This is a genomic window from Bacillus sp. AFS037270 (assembly GCF_002585305.1).
Map to the genome: position 1 here is coordinate 1 of NZ_NUNF01000089.1, position 19,725 is coordinate 19,725.

22 protein-coding genes and 1 tRNA gene are annotated in these 19,725 nt (G+C 39.6%); 18 read left to right on the top strand and 5 right to left on the bottom strand.

The window, feature by feature from the left end; genetic code table 11:
- The first annotated feature begins 1 nt into the window (after position 1).
- From COD92_RS29115 to tsaD, 5 genes are all read left to right on the top strand, one after another.
- Positions 2-66 (top strand) — tRNA-Asp (locus COD92_RS29115).
- 337 nt (positions 67-403) lie between these two features.
- Entirely contained in the window at positions 404-856 is a 453-nt protein-coding gene (gene tsaE / locus COD92_RS29120) for a tRNA (adenosine(37)-N6)-threonylcarbamoyltransferase complex ATPase subunit type 1 TsaE (RefSeq protein ID WP_098529473.1), read from the top strand.
- A complete protein-coding gene (gene tsaB, locus COD92_RS29125; protein WP_098996765.1) occupies positions 857-1,564 on the top strand; it encodes a tRNA (adenosine(37)-N6)-threonylcarbamoyltransferase complex dimerization subunit type 1 TsaB in 708 nt (235 codons plus the stop codon).
- A 12-nt stretch (positions 1,565-1,576) separates the two neighbouring features.
- Positions 1,577-2,026 carry a ribosomal protein S18-alanine N-acetyltransferase gene (gene rimI, locus COD92_RS29130; RefSeq protein ID WP_098529477.1) on the top strand — a complete coding sequence of 150 codons (450 nt, stop codon included), beginning with the start codon at positions 1,577-1,579 and terminating at the stop codon, positions 2,024-2,026.
- A complete protein-coding gene (gene tsaD, locus COD92_RS29135) occupies positions 2,023-3,048 on the top strand; it encodes a tRNA (adenosine(37)-N6)-threonylcarbamoyltransferase complex transferase subunit TsaD (RefSeq protein ID WP_098529479.1) in 1,026 nt (341 codons plus the stop codon). The genes rimI and tsaD overlap by 4 nt, the downstream gene beginning before the upstream one ends.
- Before the next feature lie 286 nt (positions 3,049-3,334).
- On the opposite strand, the gene COD92_RS29140 is transcribed toward tsaD, so the two are convergent.
- The gene (locus tag COD92_RS29140) at positions 3,335-5,254 is read right to left on the bottom strand and encodes an ABC-F family ATP-binding cassette domain-containing protein (protein ID WP_098529481.1); all 1,920 of its coding nucleotides are present in this window, start codon (positions 5,252-5,254) and stop codon (positions 3,335-3,337) included.
- Between the two features lie 275 nt (positions 5,255-5,529).
- Here COD92_RS29140 and moaC point away from each other — a divergent pair, with 275 nt between their 5' ends.
- The 6 genes from moaC to COD92_RS29170 all read left to right on the top strand — a co-directional run bounded on the left by moaC (position 5,530) and on the right by COD92_RS29170 (position 10,433).
- Positions 5,530-6,027, top strand: coding sequence for a cyclic pyranopterin monophosphate synthase MoaC (gene moaC, locus COD92_RS29145; protein WP_098529482.1), 498 nt, complete (start codon positions 5,530-5,532; stop codon positions 6,025-6,027).
- Between the two features lie 35 nt (positions 6,028-6,062).
- Positions 6,063-6,716 carry a redox-sensing transcriptional repressor Rex gene (locus tag COD92_RS29150; protein ID WP_098529483.1) on the top strand — a complete coding sequence of 218 codons (654 nt, stop codon included), beginning with the start codon at positions 6,063-6,065 and terminating at the stop codon, positions 6,714-6,716.
- A gap of 106 nt (positions 6,717-6,822) precedes the next feature.
- Positions 6,823-7,446 carry a YhbD family protein gene (locus tag COD92_RS29155; protein WP_098996766.1) on the top strand — a complete coding sequence of 208 codons (624 nt, stop codon included), beginning with the start codon at positions 6,823-6,825 and terminating at the stop codon, positions 7,444-7,446.
- Positions 7,447-7,460: 14 nt separating this feature from the next.
- Complete coding sequence (locus COD92_RS29160; protein WP_098996767.1) at positions 7,461-8,183, top strand: polymer-forming cytoskeletal protein; 723 nt, start codon at positions 7,461-7,463, stop codon at positions 8,181-8,183.
- Between the two features lie 15 nt (positions 8,184-8,198).
- A complete protein-coding gene (locus COD92_RS29165) occupies positions 8,199-8,909 on the top strand; it encodes a cytoplasmic protein (protein ID WP_098996768.1) in 711 nt (236 codons plus the stop codon).
- A 12-nt stretch (positions 8,910-8,921) separates the two neighbouring features.
- A complete protein-coding gene (locus tag COD92_RS29170; protein WP_098996769.1) occupies positions 8,922-10,433 on the top strand; it encodes an MDR family MFS transporter in 1,512 nt (503 codons plus the stop codon).
- 49 nt (positions 10,434-10,482) lie between these two features.
- On the opposite strand, the gene COD92_RS29175 is transcribed toward COD92_RS29170, so the two are convergent.
- Together COD92_RS29175 and COD92_RS29180 are read right to left on the bottom strand one after the other, a co-directional pair.
- Positions 10,483-10,683 (bottom strand): YdiK family protein, encoded by a 201-nt coding sequence (locus COD92_RS29175; RefSeq protein WP_098529493.1) that lies wholly within the window; start codon positions 10,681-10,683, stop codon positions 10,483-10,485.
- Positions 10,680-11,402 carry a CPBP family intramembrane glutamic endopeptidase gene (locus COD92_RS29180; RefSeq protein ID WP_098996770.1) on the bottom strand — a complete coding sequence of 241 codons (723 nt, stop codon included), beginning with the start codon at positions 11,400-11,402 and terminating at the stop codon, positions 10,680-10,682. Before COD92_RS29180 ends, COD92_RS29175 begins: the two co-directional genes overlap by 4 nt.
- A gap of 384 nt (positions 11,403-11,786) precedes the next feature.
- Between COD92_RS29180 and groES the strand changes: the two genes are divergently transcribed.
- Entirely contained in the window at positions 11,787-12,074 is a 288-nt protein-coding gene (gene groES / locus COD92_RS29185; protein WP_098529497.1) for a co-chaperone GroES, read from the top strand.
- 96 nt (positions 12,075-12,170) lie between these two features.
- Positions 12,171-13,802, top strand: coding sequence for a chaperonin GroEL (gene groL, locus COD92_RS29190; RefSeq protein WP_098529499.1), 1,632 nt, complete (start codon positions 12,171-12,173; stop codon positions 13,800-13,802).
- 107 nt (positions 13,803-13,909) lie between these two features.
- Here groL and COD92_RS29195 read toward each other — a convergent pair whose 3' ends face one another.
- Together COD92_RS29195 and COD92_RS29200 are read right to left on the bottom strand one after the other, a co-directional pair.
- Positions 13,910-15,118, bottom strand: coding sequence for a tyrosine-type recombinase/integrase (locus tag COD92_RS29195; RefSeq protein ID WP_098996771.1), 1,209 nt, complete (start codon positions 15,116-15,118; stop codon positions 13,910-13,912).
- A 3-nt stretch (positions 15,119-15,121) separates the two neighbouring features.
- The gene (locus tag COD92_RS29200; RefSeq protein ID WP_098996772.1) at positions 15,122-16,093 is read right to left on the bottom strand and encodes a hypothetical protein; all 972 of its coding nucleotides are present in this window, start codon (positions 16,091-16,093) and stop codon (positions 15,122-15,124) included.
- 136 nt (positions 16,094-16,229) lie between these two features.
- Here COD92_RS29200 and COD92_RS29205 point away from each other — a divergent pair, with 136 nt between their 5' ends.
- From COD92_RS29205 to COD92_RS29225, 5 genes are read left to right on the top strand one after another with little or no spacing between them, the layout of a single operon-like run.
- The gene (locus COD92_RS29205) at positions 16,230-16,418 is read left to right on the top strand and encodes a hypothetical protein (RefSeq protein ID WP_098996773.1); all 189 of its coding nucleotides are present in this window, start codon (positions 16,230-16,232) and stop codon (positions 16,416-16,418) included.
- Between the two features lie 3 nt (positions 16,419-16,421).
- On the top strand, positions 16,422-16,622 hold the full coding sequence (locus COD92_RS29210; RefSeq protein WP_098996774.1) for a helix-turn-helix domain-containing protein: 201 nt from the start codon (positions 16,422-16,424) through the stop codon (positions 16,620-16,622).
- A gap of 23 nt (positions 16,623-16,645) precedes the next feature.
- Complete coding sequence (locus tag COD92_RS29215) at positions 16,646-17,491, top strand: bifunctional DNA primase/polymerase (protein WP_176550495.1); 846 nt, start codon at positions 16,646-16,648, stop codon at positions 17,489-17,491.
- Positions 17,488-19,281 carry a YfjI family protein gene (locus tag COD92_RS29220; protein ID WP_098996776.1) on the top strand — a complete coding sequence of 598 codons (1,794 nt, stop codon included), beginning with the start codon at positions 17,488-17,490 and terminating at the stop codon, positions 19,279-19,281. The genes COD92_RS29215 and COD92_RS29220 overlap by 4 nt, the downstream gene beginning before the upstream one ends.
- Complete coding sequence (locus COD92_RS29225) at positions 19,281-19,712, top strand: hypothetical protein (protein ID WP_255295309.1); 432 nt, start codon at positions 19,281-19,283, stop codon at positions 19,710-19,712. Before COD92_RS29220 ends, COD92_RS29225 begins: the two co-directional genes overlap by 1 nt.
- Positions 19,713-19,725 lie beyond the last annotated feature (13 nt).

Consider the following 19,725-nt stretch of genomic DNA (forward strand, 5'->3'; position numbering starts at 1 on the left):
GGTAGTTCAGTTGGTTAGAATGCCTGCCTGTCACGCAGGAGGTCGCGGGTTCGAGTCCCGTCCAGACCGTCATATTTTTTTAAAACTAGTCGAAACACTGTTTCGACTAGTTTTTTGCATTAAAATAAAGATTTAAATATTTTACAATAGATGTTTTTATATAAGAGAAGCTGGGAAGGTTCCTTAATCTGCAATGAAGGACAAAATCCAAAGGAATCCCCCCAAACTGTCTTTCATACCACAATAAGAATAAAGCGAACCGTCGTCTTTTTGCTTTAAACGCAAAATTCTTGTAAACTACATATAGTATATACATCCTTAGGAAGCATCCTAAGGTTTTTTTTATACCTAAATAAGGGTAAAATGAAAATAAAGAATCGTTATGGTAAAGTAAGGTGATTGGATGGAAGAATTTGAATTAATGACAACGAATGATGGGGAAACTTCTCAGTTTGCTGAAAGACTCGCTGAGTTTCTAAAGCCAGGTGACGTCATCGCTCTTGAAGGCGACTTAGGCGCAGGAAAAACTACTTTTACAAAAGGGCTGGCAAAAGGACTAGAGGTAAAAAGAACCGTTAATAGCCCCACATTTACAATAATCAAGGAATATAGAGGCCGGCTTCCATTGTATCATATGGACGTATACCGAGTAGCTGACGCATACGAAGACCTGGGTTTTGATGAATACTTTGAAGGTGATGGAGTTACAGTCGTGGAATGGGCTCATCTTATTGAAGAGCAGCTGCCAGCTGAACTGCTGACAATCTATTTATACCATCAAGGTCAGGAACAACGGAAAATTGTCTTAAAGCCTAAAGGACCAAGATATGAGCAATTATGTAAGGAGATATTTTAGATGACCATTTTAGCGATAGATACTTCTAATTATGTTTTAGGAGTAGCGCTGTTAGAGGATAATCAAGTACTCGGTGAATATATAACCAACTTAAAGAAGAACCACTCAGTTCGAATTATGCCCGCTATCCAAACATTAATGAAGGATTGCGAAAGAGTGCCTGCTGATTTAACGAAGATAGTTGTTGCAAAAGGGCCGGGGTCCTATACAGGAGTTAGGATTGGCGTAACTGTTGCGAAAACATTAGCCTGGACCTTAAATATACCTCTTGTCGGGATTTCAAGTCTTGAGATATTAGCCGCTGGTACAGGACGATACTTTGATGGGTACGTATCACCTATATTTGACGCCAGAAGAGGACAAGTATATACAGCTCTCTATCAATATCAAAACAGTAAGTTGACAGCCATAAAAAAGGATCAGCTCGTTATGTTTGCCGATTGGGCCGATGAACTGCAAGAAATGGACAAACCCATTCTTTTCGTCGGAAATGATTTACCGATTCATCAAGCTAAGATAGATGAAATATTAGGAAAAAAAGCGATTTATGCCAGTATAACCGATCACAATCCTCGCCCAGCAGAGCTGGCTGGATTAGGGCAGGATAAACCAGGGGAAGATTTACATTCCTTTGTTCCAAATTATATTCGCTTGGCCGAAGCTGAAGCGAAATGGCTGGAGGCAAAAGGGAAAATTCTAAATGGATAGGGTTAGAGATAAATGGTAGATTCTTATGTTTTTCGTTTAATGAGGGAAGAGGATATCGATCAGGTATTAGAAGTTGAGCATGCCTCTTTTACCACACCATGGAGTCGAGAGGCATTTTTTAATGAAATACACAATAATAAATTTGCCGTCTATATCGTCCTAGAGGAAAATGATAAAATTATTGGCTATTGTGGCACATGGATAGTAATTGATGAAGCCCATGTAACCAATATAGCAATCCTTCCGGAATATAGAGGGAAGAAACTAGGCGAAGCTTTGTTAACAAAACTAATATCAACCGCCCGTGAAATGGGAGCAAAGAGTATGACACTTGAAGTCCGTGTGACCAATCATGTCGCTCAATCCCTTTACCGGAAATTTGGTTTTCACAACGGCGGGATTCGAAAAAATTATTATTCCGATAATCAGGAAGATGCACTAATTATGTGGGTGAACTTATGAAAAAAGATTTATGGATTTTAGGGATTGAAACAAGCTGTGACGAAACAGCCGTAGCGATAATAAAAAATGGCCGAGAAATTGCGGCAAATGTGGTAGCTTCGCAAATTGAGAGTCATAAAAGATTTGGCGGGGTTGTACCAGAAATTGCCTCTCGTCATCATGTTGAACAAATAACCATAGTAATTGAGGAAGCATTGCGTCAAGCAAATCTAACTTTTTCAGAAATAGATGCCATTGCGGTAACAGAAGGCCCAGGCTTAGTAGGGGCGCTGTTAATTGGGGTAAATGCAGCCAAAGCCCTTGCTTTCGCCCATAATAAGCCGCTTGTCCCTGTACACCATATCGCAGGTCATATATACGCAAATAGACTTGTGACAGAATTGAAATTTCCACTTCTGGCCCTCGTTGTTTCTGGCGGGCATACAGAGATTGTTTATATGAAGGAGCATGGTCACTTTGAGGTAATTGGCGAAACAAGGGACGACGCAGCAGGTGAAGCGTACGATAAGGTTGCAAGAACGCTGAATATGCCTTATCCGGGCGGACCGCATATTGACCGTCTAGCACATGAAGGAAAACCAACAATTGACTTACCAAGGGCTTGGCTTGAAGAAGGCTCGTACGATTTTAGTTTTAGCGGACTAAAGTCAGCAGTTATTAACACTGTTCACAACGCAGAGCAGCGTGGTGAGACGATTGCCCCTGAGGACTTAGCAGCGAGCTTTCAAGAAAGTGTCATTGAAGTGCTTGTGAAAAAGACAGAGAGGGCTGTTTCAGAGTATAAAGTGAAACAGCTATTAGTAGCTGGTGGTGTTGCAGCGAATAAGGGGTTAAGAAAGGCTTTGGAACAAACCTTTTCAAAACATCCTGAGGTTGAACTGGTCATACCCCCACTTTCATTATGTACGGATAATGCTGCGATGATTGCTGCTGCCGGCAGTGTCATGTTTGAAAAGGGGATCAGGGCTGGATTGAACCTTAATGCCAACCCTGGACTTGATATCGAATTATATAATGAATAGTCCTTCCGAATGGAAGGGCTTTTTTCAATGTTTCAAAAAATGACTTTCATACAGTGAAATTAATAAACCTGTGGATAAAGTTTTCAGAAAAATAAATAATTAATTCACAATTTGTGGATAGATATCAACAATCTGTTGATAATGTGGATAAAATAGGGGATAACTGTGAATAATGTGGAAAACTACGATGAATGTTTATATCAATACCATCTAAGATGTGAGTAACCTTGTGGACAACTGAATTTATTGTATAAAAAAAACCGGGAAAATACTCCCGGTTTCGACATTATTCGGCAAGTGCAGCCCATTCATCCATTAGCTGCTCAAGCTCATTTTTTGCTTTTTCATTCTGTATATTTATTTCTAATACCTTTTCATGATCTTGAAAAACCTCTGGGTCACATAACTGTTGTTCAAACTCTAGAATCTGCTCTTCAAGTTCCTCAATTCGCAGCTCCACTTCTTCTAATCTTCTTTTTCGCTGGCGTTCAAGTTTTTTACTCTCTTTATCCTGTTGATAACTATTTTTTTCTGTGGACTCCTTCTCAGCTGTTTTCTTAGCAGATTCACTTTGGGCGAGTGCAGCTAGTTCTTCCTGCTCGAGTTTCTTTTCAACATAATAATCATAATCTCCCAAATACTCTAAGCTGCCCTTAGGACTCAGCTCCAACACTTTTGTAGCAATTCGGTTAATGAAATATCGATCGTGTGAGACGAAAAGGATAGTGCCAGGATAGTCAATCAATGCATTTTCAAGCACTTCTTTGCTGTCGAGGTCCAGGTGGTTTGTCGGCTCGTCCAAAATAAGTAAATTGGCTTTTTCAAGCATGAGCTTGGCAAGTGCGAGCCGTGCTTTTTCACCTCCGCTTAAGGTCGAAACAATTTTCAAAACATCATCACCGGAAAATAGGAAATTACCTAAAACCGTTCGTATTTCCTTCTCACTTTTTAAAGGATAATCATCCCATAGTTCATTTAACACTCGTTTATTAGAAGTTAATTCTGCTTGTTCCTGATCATAATATCCAAGAGCTAAATTGGTTCCATAGCGAACAGAGCCCTCTAGTGCAGGCAGTTTCTTGATAATCGTTTTGAGGAGAGTAGATTTTCCAATCCCATTTGGTCCGACTAAGGCAATACTTTCACCTCTATAGGCACGAAACGAAATATCCTCTGATACCTTTTTACCTTCATAGCCCACAGCCAGGGATTCTACCGTTAATACATCGTTGCCGCTTTGTTTTTCAATCTCAAAAGAGAAAGTGGCTGATTTCTCATCTCCAAGCGGGCGATCCATTATCTCCATTTTTTCAAGCTTTTTTCGACGGCTTTGGGCGCGCTTTGTCGTCGAGGCCCTAGCAAGATTTCGTTGGATAAAATCTTGTAGATTAGCCACCTCTTGCTGTTGTTTCTCGTATAGTTTCATATCACGCTCATAATTGGCAGCTTTTTGGTCAAGGTAGGCGCTATAGTTGCCTGTAAACCGTTGAATTTGTTTCCTTGATACTTCGTAAACCTGCGTCACGACTTTATCTAAGAAATAACGGTCATGGGAAACAATTAAAATCGCCCCATCATAGCCCTGCAAATATTGCTCCAGCCAGGAAAGGGTATCGATGTCAAGATGGTTAGTAGGCTCGTCCAATATCAAAATATCAGGTCTTGTTAATAATAGTTTTCCTAAGGCCAGACGGGTTTTTTGTCCTCCGCTTAAAGAGGCAATCATCAGGGAATTATCATGAAAGTTTAATCCATAGAGAACAGAGCGTATTTCTGCCTCATATTGATAGCCGCCTTGTTCTTTAAATTTCACCTGGAGCAAATCATATTCTTTTAAAATGCGCTCGTATTTGGCACTGTCTTCAAAAACAGTAGGATCAGCCATTTGTTCTTCGAGATTGCGAAGCGATTTTTCCATTAATCGAAGGGGTTCGAAAACGGTTAACATCTCATCCCAAATCGACAAATTTGATTCAAGGCCGGTATTTTGCGCTAAATAACCGATCGTTACATCTTTTGGTTTAATGATCTCTCCGCCATCGTGGGACAGGTGTCCGGCAATAATCTTTAATAACGTTGATTTTCCCGCACCATTACGTCCGACAAGGGCCACACGGTCGCGGGTTTGTAATTCAAGCTTTATATTCGATAAAATAAGCTCAGCGCCATAATATTTTTGCAGTTGGTTCACTTGTAGTAAAATCATTTTAAATCACCTCTATTAACAACAAAACGTAATAGGATTACGTCAGATCTTTTATAAAAAACGGCTGTATTCGATTTTATTTGTTTAGTGAAAAACTTCACTAAGTTTAAGCTTTTAAAATTACTTACCATACAAATAGTGTACCTTATAAGCGTAATGACAGCAATAAAGAGAAATCGATGGCACTTTTTTCAAGAAAAATGTATATTTCGCTCAAAGTTTCACACACATAGTGTTAAAAATAGTGTATTATTTTTTTGTAGGAGGATTTTTTTATGGCAGAATTTACGCATTTTAATGAAGAAGGCAGAGCTAAAATGGTTGATGTTAGCGACAAACCCGAAACGGCACGTACGGCTCTTGCTCAATCGAGTATTATCGTAAGTGAAGAAATATATCAAAAAATAACGAACCATGAAATGAAAAAAGGTGATGTCTTAGCTGTTGCACAGGTTGCAGCGGTAATGGCAGCGAAAAAGACTTGGGATATTATTCCCATGTGTCACCCGATTCCATTAACAGGGGTCAATATATCCTTCTCATGGGAACAGAATCAAAATGGAAGCTATCAGTTGCATATTGTTGCAGCCGTTAAAACAAAAGGGAATACAGGTGTTGAAATGGAAGCGCTCACAGCTGCATCAGCATGCGCTTTAACCGTTTATGATATGTGCAAAGCAGTAGATAAAGGTATGATCATTGGACCAACTTACTTAGTTGAGAAAACGGGCGGAAAAAATGGGGACTTCAAAAGAACCGAACAAGTTAAATAGTATTATCAAATTTTTATAATGGAGTGTGGGAGATTATGAGTAATGAAACGATGAAGATACCACAGGCGACAGCAAAACGGCTGCCCCTCTATTATCGATTTTTAAAAAATCTGCATACTTCAGGTAAACAAAGGGTTTCGTCTGCAGAACTAAGTGAAGCGGTAAAGGTAGACAGTGCGACAATTCGCCGCGATTTTTCCTATTTTGGGGCCTTGGGGAAAAAGGGATATGGCTACAATGTCAACTATTTGTTGACCTTTTTCCGTAAGACACTTGATCAAGATGAATTAACAAAGGTTGCGTTAATTGGGGTTGGGAATCTAGGTACTGCCTTTTTAAATTATAATTTTTTAAAAAACAATAATACAAAAATTGAAGTTGCCTTTGATGTCGATCCGGAAAAAGAGGGAACAAAAATTCGAGAAGTTCCGGTTTATCCGATGGATGATCTCGAAAAAGTGCTCATAGAGGAAAAAATATCTGTTGTCATTCTAACGGTTCCAGCACCTGTTGCCCAAGTGATTACCGACAGGCTGGCAAAAGCTGAAGTGAGAGGGATCTTAAATTTCACTCCAGCACGATTAAATGTCCCTTCATCGATCAGGGTTCATCACATTGACTTGGCAGTGGAATTGCAGTCTTTAGTTTACTTCTTAAAGCATTATCCAACAGAAGAAATAGAGGAATAATGATAAAAGGGTGTTTCACTTACAAAAATTAGTGAAACACTTTTTTTATCACTTTACCAGCGTAACAGTGTTATGTTACACTGTTTTCAGAAAGGGGTTATCTAAAATGAGCGACGAGTTAATTTCTAAGAAGGAGCTACTGGAACTTGCCGGTATCTCTTATGGGCAGCTCTACCGATGGAAACGGAAAGATCTTATCCCCGAAGAGTGGTTTATCCGAAAATCCACCTTTACTGGACAGGAAACGTTCTTTCCAAAAGAAAAGGTTTTAGAGCGGATTAATAAAATCCAGACCATGAAGGATAATCTGTCTTTGGATGAATTAGCAGATATGTTTTCACCTAATATTAGTGATTTAGAGCTGGAAAAGAACGATCTTATAAAACGCAACATTGTTTCGTCTCATGTTATGGATATCTATATGGAAATGGATAAAGGCGGTCATCAGTTTACTTTTTCAAGAATGCTCGAAGTTTATGTATTAGAGAAACTTTTACAATCGGGTGAAATAAATTTAGATGAAGGTAAAATGCTGCTTCAGGTCTTAAAGTACAACGCGCAGGTGATAAAACAGAAAAAATGTGAATTAGTGATAACAAGAAAGCTTGGCGTTTCCTCCTGCCTGCTGCTCATTAATTCAGAAGACTTTCATTTTGAACCGGGAACAAAAGTGGTTACCGCCTTATCGATGATAACTTGTTTGGAAGAAATTAAAGCGAAATTACTATAAAAGGGAGAATGACTATGGAAACGAATCAAAGAGGGGATCTGATCATCAATGGACTAGGTTCGTCCAATGGAGGACTTTTTTCTCTGGTTACACTGAATGGGATTGGGACCGTTAATAGTGACATCGAATGTGAGGAATTGGACTGTAACGGCTCCGGAACTTTGAAGGGGAATGTAGCAGCCACAAATGTAAAAGTTAACGGCAATGCCCGGTTTCATGGAAATATTGCGGGCGATAAGCTAAAGGTGGATGGGACAGCTAAAATTGCACAGAATCTTTCGGTAAAAAACGTAAATGTCTCCGGGAAGGTCAATGTTGAAGGTAGAGTAAAGGCGGAGCAAATCACCATTCATGGTATTTTAACAGTAGGTGAAGATTGTGAAGCTGAGAGTTTTAAAGGAAAATATCGCTTTACAATTGGGGGACTTCTCAATGCAGAGCAAATCGATGTGGAGGTTTATGGGGATTGTAGGGCAAAGGAAATAGGAGGGCAGACCATTACCGTTAAACAACATAAAGGGTCCTTTATCGGCGCTATATTTAAACCTTTTTTCAAAAACCAATTAGAAACTGATTTGATTGAGGGCGACAAAATTGTGCTGGAAAATACCGTGGCGAAGGTGGTCCGAGGTCACCAAGTGAAAATAGGTCCGAATTGTCAGATCGGTGTGGTGGAGTATACGGATGAATTTTCTCAAGATAAAAATTCGGTTGTAGGCGATATTCAGAAGGTTTAGGAGGAGGGGAAGAGAATGGGCAAAGGGAAAAATTTAATTATTAATGGTTCGGGAAGCTACCCGGGCGGCATATATGATAAAATCAGCATCCGTGGTGAAGGGACCATTGTGGATGATGTGGAATGTTCCGCCTTTCATGTTTATGGGACGAGTGAGGCGAGAGATAATGTGAAAACAGGCTCGGTAAAAATTATGGGCGAGGCCGAGGTTAAAGGGGATATGGCGTCCAACGATACACTTGTTATGGGTACGATGATGGTCGGCCGGAATGCCAGCTTGAAGAAGATGAAGGTATTTGGTCTGCTGGAAGTTGGTGAAAAGTTAAGCGGAGATGTTGCGAACATTAAAGGAAGTATCTCGGTTAAAGGAGATGTGGAATATGAGACGTTTGATTCAAGCGGCGGCTTCGACATCAAAGGATTACTAACAGCAGACAAGGTTAAGATCGCATTGCGATTCGGGCAAAGCACAGCTGAAGAAATTGGCGGCGGAAAAATTATGGTCAAGAGAAAGAAAAACTCGATCCTTCCGTTTGGAAGAGAGGAAGGGACTCTTTCGGCCAAAGTGATTGAGGGTGATGATATTTACTTAGAAAATACAACCGCTGAAGTTGTCCGCGGTAATACCGTTAAAATTGGTCCCGGCTGTCAAATAGGACTTGTTGAATATACAACGGAATTGAAAAGTGATTCATCGTCAGCAATAAAATCTAAGACAAAAGTGTAAAGGGGTAATCGAATGGCTGCAAAGGAAAGTAAGTTAGGGCTAGTCGTTGCAGGATTGTTACTGGGTATACTGATGGCTTCGATGGATAATACCATTGTTGTAACTGCTATGGGAACAATTGTTGGTGACCTTGGCGGGCTGGAAAGCTTTGTCTGGGTAGTTTCTGCGTACATGGTGGCAGAGATGGCCGGGATGCCGATTTTTGGTAAGTTATCCGATATGTATGGACGTAAACGCTTCTTCGTATTTGGGTTGATTTTATTTATGATTGGCTCCGCACTTTGCGGTACAGCGGAAACGATCACGCAGCTAAGCATCTACCGGGCGATTCAGGGCATTGGCGGCGGGGCACTGGTTCCGATTGCCTTTACCATCATGTTTGATTTATTTCCTCCTGAAAAGCGCGGGAAAATGGGCGGATTGTTTGGGGCTGTTTTTGGATTATCGAGTATCTTCGGTCCGTTATTAGGGGCCTATATTACGGATCATATCAGCTGGCATTGGATTTTTTATATCAATTTACCACTCGGAATATTATCCTTGGTGTTTGTATCGATTGCATATAAAGAATCGCCAATTCACAAAAAGCAGCAGATTGACTGGTGGGGGGCTATTACTTTAATTGGCTCCGTTGTTTGTTTAATGTTTGCCCTTGAGCTTGGCGGGCAGAAATATGATTGGGATTCTAGTATTATTTTGAGCTTATTTGCTGGCTTTGCTGTCTTACTATTACTTTTTCTGTACGCTGAGACGAAGGCGAAGGATCCTATTATTTCGTTTGCTATGTTTAAGAATCGTCTGTTTGCAGGAAGTACACTTGTCAGCTTATTTTATGGAGCCGCATTTATGGCGGCCACTGTGTATATTCCCATCTTTGTGCAAGGGGTATTTGGCGGAACAGCGACCAATTCAGGACTGATCTTATTGCCGATGATGCTTGGTTCAGTGGTAACGGCTCAAACTGGTGGATTTTTGACGACCAAGATGAGTTACCGTAACATCATGTTTTTATCTGGCGTTATTTTGATTATTGGATTTTTGCTTTTAAGCAGCATCTCGCCGGAAACTAGCAGGGTATTGCTGACGGTTTATATGATTGTGATCGGCTTAGGAGTTGGGTTTTCCTTCTCGGTGTTAAGTATGGCGGCGATTCATCCGTTTGGTATGGAGCAGAGGGGTTCTGCTACTTCAACAAGTAACTTTATTCGTTCGCTTGGAATGACCATTGGGATAACCATCTTTGGTACGATTCAAAGAAGTAATCTTAACGAGGGGCTTGAGGAAGCCTTTTCTGGAATGGGACCGGTGAAAGGGCAATCGTTTGGCGATTCACGATCATTATTATCAGAAGGAGCCAGAAGTCACATCCCGCCACAAATCCTAGACAAAATCACAGATGTCCTATCAAGCTCAATCGTCCACACCTTTACATGGGCGCTAGTCCCTGCTGGAATAGCCTTCCTCTTTATCTTTATCCTCGGAAAAGACCGTCTCAGAATAAACACACAAGCATCATCAAAATAATAGAAAAGGTGACAGGCACCATGTGAAACATGGTGCCTGTCACCTTTTTTTATCTTTTCGCCTGATTTTTGTACTTTATATGAAAAAGAATCATTTTAAGGCCGGAGCCAAAGTCAAAGGTGGCTAGTAATACGAGCAGGTAGCTGAAGAAGCCCCAGCCGTTTGTTTGGACATGGTCGATGGCAAAATAAGTAAACAGCCCGCCTAACAGGATGTAGATAAAACCGGAAAACAAGGGTGAACGTCTCATAGAAAGCCTCCGATAAAGTTTTGAATCGCTTCCGCCTCACGTCTTAGCCGTTCAATATCATCTTTATAAACAGATTGAACCAAAACAACCATCGTGTTCATCGATACATGAGCAAAAATAGGAACAATGATTCGCTTAGTTCTGACATAGAGAAATGCAAACGTAAAGCCCATCGCTGAATAAAGCAAAATATGCACAGGTTCCATATGGGCCAAAGCGAAGATGACGGAACTAATCAATGCAGAAATGAAAAAATTATATCTTTTATACAGTGCACCAAAAATAATTTTGCGAAAAACAATTTCTTCTAGTATAGGTCCAATAATGCTCGTTACAAGGATGGCCAGCGGCAGGGTTTCGATGATTTTCAGGATATCCTGTGTATTCTCTGAACCCATTTCAACTCCTAAAAGGCTCTCGATAATGGCGGCAACGTACTGGGCAAATAAAGCTAAAAATACCCCTAACACGGCCCACATCGCCGAATAGCCAAATGAAGTTCCTTTCTCATCCAGGCTGCGAGTGTTCATTTCTTTCCGTAATAGTAAAAGGATAATAATTAGGGCGATTGAAAAACTAGCAATCAGATAAACAGGAACAGCAAGTTTTTGACTGATATCAAATTGTTTAAAGCCAAAGATTAAGATGGGTAGCCCCACTAGACTTGAAAACTGCATTACAATATAAACAATAATGACCCACCAATATTCCTTTTTCAAATGACAATCTCCTTTAAATACAGTTATATGATACAGCGAGTAACGTTCGATTATTAATCGGTCCGATAGAAGCACTAATATTTATTTTACTCTTAAAGCTGTGATTGTATCAATTTAGAAGAATTGTTTTATGAAAAATGAAGGCTTCTGAACTATAAAAGCACTATATAGAAATTTGTCTATTTTCTTTTATAAAATAGGTATAGAATGCATGCTTTTTCACATACTTTATAAGGTTGTAAAAAAGAAAATTTCTTTGTAAAAATTTATGCATCATACTTGCAAAAAAATCTCAGATTCATTATTATAATAATTGTGTTAGCACTCATTAGAAGAGAGTGCTAATAATGAGAAAACTACATATATTTGAGGAGGTTGTTTGAATTGTTAAGACCATTAGGTGATCGTATTGTTATTGAGCTTGTTGAGTCCGAAGAAAAAACTGCAAGCGGAATCGTATTACCGGATTCAGCGAAAGAAAAGCCTCAGGAAGGAAAAGTTGTTGCCGTAGGTAATGGCCGTGTCCTTGAAAATGGTGAGCGTGTAGCACTTGATGTGGCTGTAGGCGATCGTATTATCTTCTCAAAATACGCTGGTACAGAAGTGAAATACCAGGGTGTTGAATACTTAATTTTACGTGAAAGCGATATTCTTGCTGTCGTAGGCGAGTAATAAAAAAGCGTTAATACGCTAGAACTTGACCCTTGAAAAGGTATTGAAGTTCAAAGAATAGATTCAGAGTAAAAAATACGAGGAGGTTTTTTTACAATGGCTAAAGAAATTATGTTTAGTGAAGATGCACGCCGCGCAATGCTTCGTGGTGTTGATGCTCTTGCAAATGCAGTAAAAGTGACTCTTGGACCTAAAGGACGCAACGTGGTTCTTGAGAAAAAATTCGGTTCTCCGCTTATCACAAATGACGGTGTAACGATTGCAAAAGAAATCGAATTAGAAGATGCATTCGAAAACATGGGTGCTAAATTAGTTGCTGAAGTAGCTAGCAAAACAAATGATGTTGCCGGTGACGGAACAACAACTGCAACTGTTCTTGCTCAAGCAATGATTCGTGAAGGCTTAAAGAACGTTACAGCTGGTGCGAACCCAATGGGTATCCGCAAGGGAATCGAGAAAGCTGTTGCTACAGCAGTTGAAGAATTAAAAGCGATTTCTAAACCAATCGAAAACAAAGCTTCAATCGCACAAGTTGCTGCTATCTCATCTGCTGACGAAGAAGTTGGTCAGTTGATTGCAGAAGCAATGGAGCGCGTTGGTAACGACGGCGTTATCACAATCGAGGAATCTAAAGGTTTCACAACTGAGTTAGATGTTGTTGAAGGTATGCAATTTGACCGTGGATATGTTTCTGCATACATGGTAACGAACACTGACAAAATGGAAGCTGTTCTAGATAATCCATATATCTTAATCACTGACAAGAAGATTTCTAGCATTCAAGAAATCCTTCCAGTACTTGAGCAAGTAGTACAACAAGGCAAGCCATTATTACTAGTTGCTGAAGATATCGAAGGTGAAGCATTATCTACATTAGTAGTAAACAAACTTCGCGGAACATTCAATGCTGTTGCTGTTAAAGCTCCTGGCTTTGGTGACCGTCGTAAAGCGATGCTTGAAGATATCGCTGCATTAACTGGCGGTGAAGTGATCACTGAAGAGCTTGGCCGTGACCTTAAGTCTGCAACGATCTCTTCTTTAGGCCGTGCAGCTAAAGTTGTTGTAACAAAAGAAAATACAACAATCGTTGAAGGTGCTGGTGCAACTGAAGATATCCAAGCTCGTGTAAATCAAATCCGTTCTCAATTAGAAGAAACTACTTCTGAATTTGACCGTGAAAAATTACAAGAGCGCCTAGCTAAGTTAGCTGGCGGTGTAGCAGTAATCAAAGTTGGTGCGGCTACTGAAACTGAATTAAAAGAGCGCAAACTTCGTATCGAAGATGCATTGAACTCAACTCGTGCTGCTGTTGAAGAAGGTATCGTATCCGGTGGTGGTGTAGCCCTTCTTAACGTATATAGCAAAGTTGCTCAGCTTCAAGAAGAAGGCGATGTAGCAACAGGTATTAACATTGTTCTACGTGCAATGGAAGAGCCAGTTCGCACAATCGCTCACAATGCTGGTCTTGAAGGATCTGTTATTGTTGACCGCTTAAAGCGTGAAGAAGTTGGCACAGGCTTCAACGCTGCTAATGGCGAATGGGTAAACATGATTCAAGCTGGTATCGTTGATCCAACTAAGGTTACTCGTTCTGCTCTTCAAAACGCAGCATCTGTTGCAGCTATGTTCTTAACAACTGAAGCAGTTGTTGCTGACAAGCCAGAACCTGCTGGTGCTGCTGGAATGCCTGACATGGGCGGCATGGGCGGAATGGGCGGCATGATGTAATTCATGCTCCCTAAAACCCATAAATAAGGGGTTTTCGGACCTTAATATACTCTGAAAATACCATAAGGGTAACAAAAGAGTAACATTTTCTTGAATATGGGTTTAAATTAGAGGTTTTCCATGAGTTCTTTGAACTTTTGGGAAGCCTCTTTTTTCATTTCTTTTGTCACATGTAAATAAACATTTTTAGTTGTGTCTTCATCCTTGTGTCCTAATCGTTCCATTATTTGGGGAAGACTTACCCCAGCCTCAGCTAATAGGGAGGTATGTGTATGGCGTAATGAATGGGGTGTATGTTCAGGATTTAATTCTGCTATTTTTAACAAGCGTCTCATTCGGTTCTCTATCTTTTTAATGTAGAGCGGGTAACCGGGTAGATCCTCATCAATACTCGCAAAAACAAAATCTTCACTATGGTAGATATCACGATATTTCATCATTGTTTGTTTTTGAACTACCTTATGCTTACTTAGTTCATTAATCACAATCTCATCAATATCAATTATACGTACTGATGTTGGGGTTTTAGGTGTTAACAGCTTATATTCTTTTTTATTGTTAGTGGGATTGTAATATGTTTTTGAGATGCTTATCGTGTGTGCTTCAAAATCAATATCACGCCATTTAAGAGCGCACAGTTCACCTGCACGTAGACCAGTATATGCCATTAATAAGAAAATTGGATAATCTTGGTCTAATCCAAATTTTTTAGCTATATTAAGGAAGTGCTTTAGTTCCTTTTTCTCTAAATAGTTAGGTAAACCATTTTGTTCTTCCAACTCCGCAATGGTTATTTGCTGTCTAGGAACCTGAGTATACTCTGTCGGGTCTTTTTTAAGTATCTCTAATTCAACAGCTTTTTTAAAGATCATTCTGCCAGTACGATGTGCACCCTCAATTGTATTTTGGGCATATCCTCTTTTCTTTAAGTCGTTTAAGGCGTTCTGGTATTGTCTTCGGGTGATGTCTTTTAATTTTAGCTTCGCAAAATAGTCATATAACCGTTTGATTTCGTGTTTTCGAATTCGTACAGTGCTTTCTTTTACAATACCAGTTCCTTCATAAAGAGATAACCATTCGTAGGCAAAGTCCTCAAATGTCACATCGCTCTCTTCAATATAGAGGCCTTGATTTATTTCATTATTAATGATAGCGGCAGCGGCTTCCGCCTCTTTTTTAGTCCGGAAACCGCTTTTTTTCTTTTGTTTTCGTTTCCCGGTTTTTGGGTCTTTACCTACATCCACAATGTATGCCCAACTTGCACCACATTTACATTTTTTACCCTCGCATTTGCAACGTGGTTTATATATATGCATTTCCTATTCCTCCCCTTCTTTTTCTGATATACGTATTCGATATGCTTCTTGTTTACATGCCTCATTACAGTATTTTTTGCGCCCGGATTTTATAAGAGGTAATCGGCAATTCTTATTTTCACAGAGGAATACATTTTTAGAATCGTTGATTGTTTGCCATAAATCATAATAAACTGCGGCAAGCAAATATCTAGTGTATCTCTGTTCTGTAATCATAAATCCCTTTGTTGTAGGATTGGAGATAAGGTCTCCTACAGATAAATTGATCCCACCGGATAAATGTGATTCCAATATTTTTGCAAGTGTATATTGGGCAATTTCCAGCAAGGGCTTATCCTCAAAGCTTTCGGGTAACATTAGAATTTCTTCCCCATCCCTCCAATGGACAAAATAACGGTCTGTTACCTCCTTATCTTCAGCTAGAATATAAACCATCCCTTTCCGCATTTTAATTTCAACTATTTCATATATCAGTTCATCAGAACTTACTTTTCTCACTGCATGATATAATCTCAAAATTTTATGAACTTGATTAATATGCCATTGCCATACTTGGATAGGCTCAAAAACACTGAAACCATAATTATTGAAAATGAATGATGGTTGCAAGGTGAATTTAACTGCCGGAGAAAGAGAATTTACTTGTGCACTTTCGGGATGTTGAATACCTAATAGACCATACTTCATTGAAAATGTTTCTATATCTTTAAGGGTTTTTAAACTGGAGAATTCCTCCATTAAACCATTATTATTAAAAAATATCTGATGGGAGTCCCTTTCTCTTCCAGCAATTCTCAATGCAAATGAAAAATTTCCTCCTAAAGCTTTTCTCCAATTATTTATACTCTCATTTAAGATTTCTTCGGAGCCAGGCCCCAAATTCTCCTCTTCAACTACGATGCTGTCTACCGCCACAAGTTCTATTGGATATACGTCAATTGTTGAACTATGAGACAACGGATAATAGTTAAACATTAAAATCCCTCCATTTTGAAAAAAGTTACTATTTGTTACGATAAATTATACAAATTTCTTTGTTTAACGTAACAATTGTAGATAAAATGATTGTAACACCAACACCATCACCAATCAATACCAAAGGAGGGATATCATGAAATATCATTCGAGAAATGAGGAAATTCGAAGGGCTAAGGGTTCTGTTCCCAATTGGCTCATAGCTGAAAAGTTAGGCATTCATGAAAATTCCTTGTACCTTATATTAAGACAAGAATTACCCAAGGAGAAAAAGGAAGAGATTTTAAAAATAATTGAAGCATTAAAGCAGGAGTTGGGGGTGTAATTTATGGAAAAGGCAAACCTTCCTAACATATTAACGGCACAGCATATTGCAGACTACTTAGGGATATCAAGACGCCGAGTGTATGAACTTATTCAAATGAGTGAAGAAGCTGGTGGAATTAGATGTTTTACTATTGGTTTATCAAAACGTGTTGATAAAGAAGACTTCCTTAAGTGGATTGAAATGAAGAAAAACAAAAAATGAGATTATTTATTTGGAGGTGTGAAATGGTTACTAACTGCTTATCACCAAACGGGAAGGCAGCTCTAGCGTATGCAAGTAAATTAAATTGGCCAGTCTTTCCACTTTATACACCAAACAAAAATTATTGTTCCTGTCAAAATCCTAATTGTCAAAGTCCTGGTAAGCACCCTCGTACAAAAAACGGATTAAAAGCAGCATCAACCAATCTCAATCTAATAGCTGAGTGGTGGAGAAAATGGCCGGATGCCAATATAGGCGTTGCAACAGGAAAAGAGAGTGGGTTTGTTGTTTTAGATGTTGATCCTAGACATGGTGGGGAAGATTCTTTAGAACTACTAATAAATCAGTATGGGCCACTTCCAGATACAATAGAGGCTATTACAGGCGGAGACGGGCGCCATATATTATTTAAAAATCCAGGACAGGTCAAAAATCGAGCTAATATATTCCCAGGTTTAGATGTTAGGGGAGAAGGAGGCTACATAGTAGTATCTCCCTCTCTACATGCTTGTGGGAAAAGGTACGAATGGGAGTTATCTAGCAGGCCGCTTGAAGTACCATTATCTGATATGCCGGAATGGTTGTTACAGATGATAGTCGAACCTGTGCAGGATAAGCCTACAAAGAAACCAGACAACTATTGGGTAAAGATGATTCAAGGCGTTGGTGAGGGAGAGCGGAACATGTCCGCTGCTTCCCTTGCTGGGTACCTACTAGGATGCGGTATAGCGGCCCCAATTGCTTATGAGTTAATGCTTTTATGGAATGAGAGAAATGATCCACCGGAATCTATTGAAGTCATAGACACCACATTCCATAGTATTTTAAAAAAAGAGTTGAAGAGGTTAAAAGGGAGGCGAAGAGCGTGAGTCTTAACATTGAATTAATGGCCGAATACGAAGCGGAAAAAGAGGTTAGGAAAGCGGAACGTAAAAAGGAGTATCAAATAGAATGGCAAGAACCTATCCAATTTGATGACTACATGCTTCCTCCCTTTCCGGTCGATGTGTTTCCAAGATGGTTACGAAATTATGTGGAAGGAGTAGCGGAATCGACACAGACACCTATAGATGCACCGGGAATGGCGGCTATATCCGTATTGTCCACAGCATTAACCAAACGATTTTATGTTTGTTTAACAGGGGAATGGAGCGAATCGTTAAACACCTATACGATTTTAGCACTACCTCCCGGTAATCGGAAAAGTTCTGTCTTTAAAGCTTTACTTGAGCCAATAATGCACTATGAAAAAGAGGAAAGGGAACGGCTAGCCAAGGAAGTATCAGAGCAAAAGGCAAAGCTTAAAGCTAAACAAAAACGTTTGGAACATCTTGAAAAGGAATATGCCAAAGATGGGAACCAAACCACCTTAAACGAAATTTATGCTTTAACAAATGAGATTGAAGGACAAATAATGTTATCCCTTCCTCGTTTTATAACTGAAGATGTTACACCGGAAAAACTTGCAGATTTAATGGCCGAGAATAACGAAAAAATGGCCTTACTGTCTGCAGAGGGTGGTGGGATATTTAGCATTATGGCCGGACGTTATTCTTCTGATGGAAAAGCAAACCTTGAAATTTTTTTAAAAGGGTTCAGTGGTGATTACTGCGCTGTTGATCGGATTGGAAGAGCGACCATAATCCTAATTGAACCGGCTTTAACTATATGTCTTTTCTTACAGCCTCATGTGGTACAAAGTGTTCCAGCAAGTTTCTTAGAGCGTGGATTAATGCCAAGGTTTTTATTTTCCTTCCCGCGCTCTTTGGTTGGTCATCGTAAAATTTCCCCGCGGGTAATAGATGCAGAAGTAAAGAATCAATATTTGTTGAATGTCAAAAAGTTAATGTATCTGAAAGCTGACGAAGAGGTTCAGCTTACCCTTCAGAACAATGCAAGACAAGCGGAAGAAGCGTTTAGAGGAGAAATAGAAAAGATGTTTTTAGATGGTGGCGAACTGGCAGAGATGAAGGAATGGGGAAGTAAATTATCGGGGCAAATTATTCGATTGGCAGGATTACTCCATGTAGCCGAGCATGTCCAAGACTTACCGATGGACATGCCTAACATTGAGGAGATACCAAAACAAATACAAGCAGAAACAATTATCAAAGCTCAGAAACTAGCTAGATACTTTATTGAACATGCGAAGGCCGCATATGGCTGCATGGGAGCCGATCAAGGTACTCAAGATGCAAAGTATCTACTGGAAGTGATTAAGCGGCAGGATAAAACTGTTATTGAATATAGAGTCATTCAAAACCTTACAAGGAACCGATTTAAAAAAGCCGTGCATCTGAAAGCGACATTATTGGAATTGGAGGAACGGGGATTCATCTATCAAACAAAAGATGGCAGAAAAGCACTGTTTGAAGTGAATCCGAACCTTTTAGAGAGACAAAAAAGTACCCACATTACCCACAGTAGTTTACAAGTTCCGTCAGAGAGAGAAAAGCATCGTGACGATGATGGATACACATTGGTACACAATACACACAATTCAAGAAGAGATAAATCAAATGTGGGTAATGTGTATAAAGGTGTAGCAGGAGTACCCACGTCACAAAATCAAACACCACAAGAGATTAAACCAAATGTGGGTAATGTGGGTAAATATCAAGGGGGAGAAAATGAAGATGATGAGGATTTGATTATCTGATGGACTGTGTAAGTATTATCCAATCAGTTGAGCGGCTGGGAGCAGAGTTATTACTTGATGGTGACCATATCCGTATCAAAAAAGGCAAATGTCTCCCAGATTCAATTATTGCTTGCATAGGAGACAATAAGAGGGAGATATTATCCATTCTTAAAAGGGATGACCGAGCCAAGCAAGCTGGCTTTATGGTTGCCATTCCGGGAGAACTTTACACTGTTACTTTAAGCAATGTAAGCAGCATCTATGTTGAACATATTGAAGGCGGTTGGGAAGCATGGAGGGAAACCTATTATCCCTACCAGCGCAAAGCAATAAGTAACAAAATAATAGCAACTGGAAACACATTTGATTTTGTCCTTCTAAAAGTAAATCAATACCTTGTTTATATTATAAAAAAGAGAAAACATGACAACCATTCTAGGCCGTGTTAAGGTTTGCCTCTAA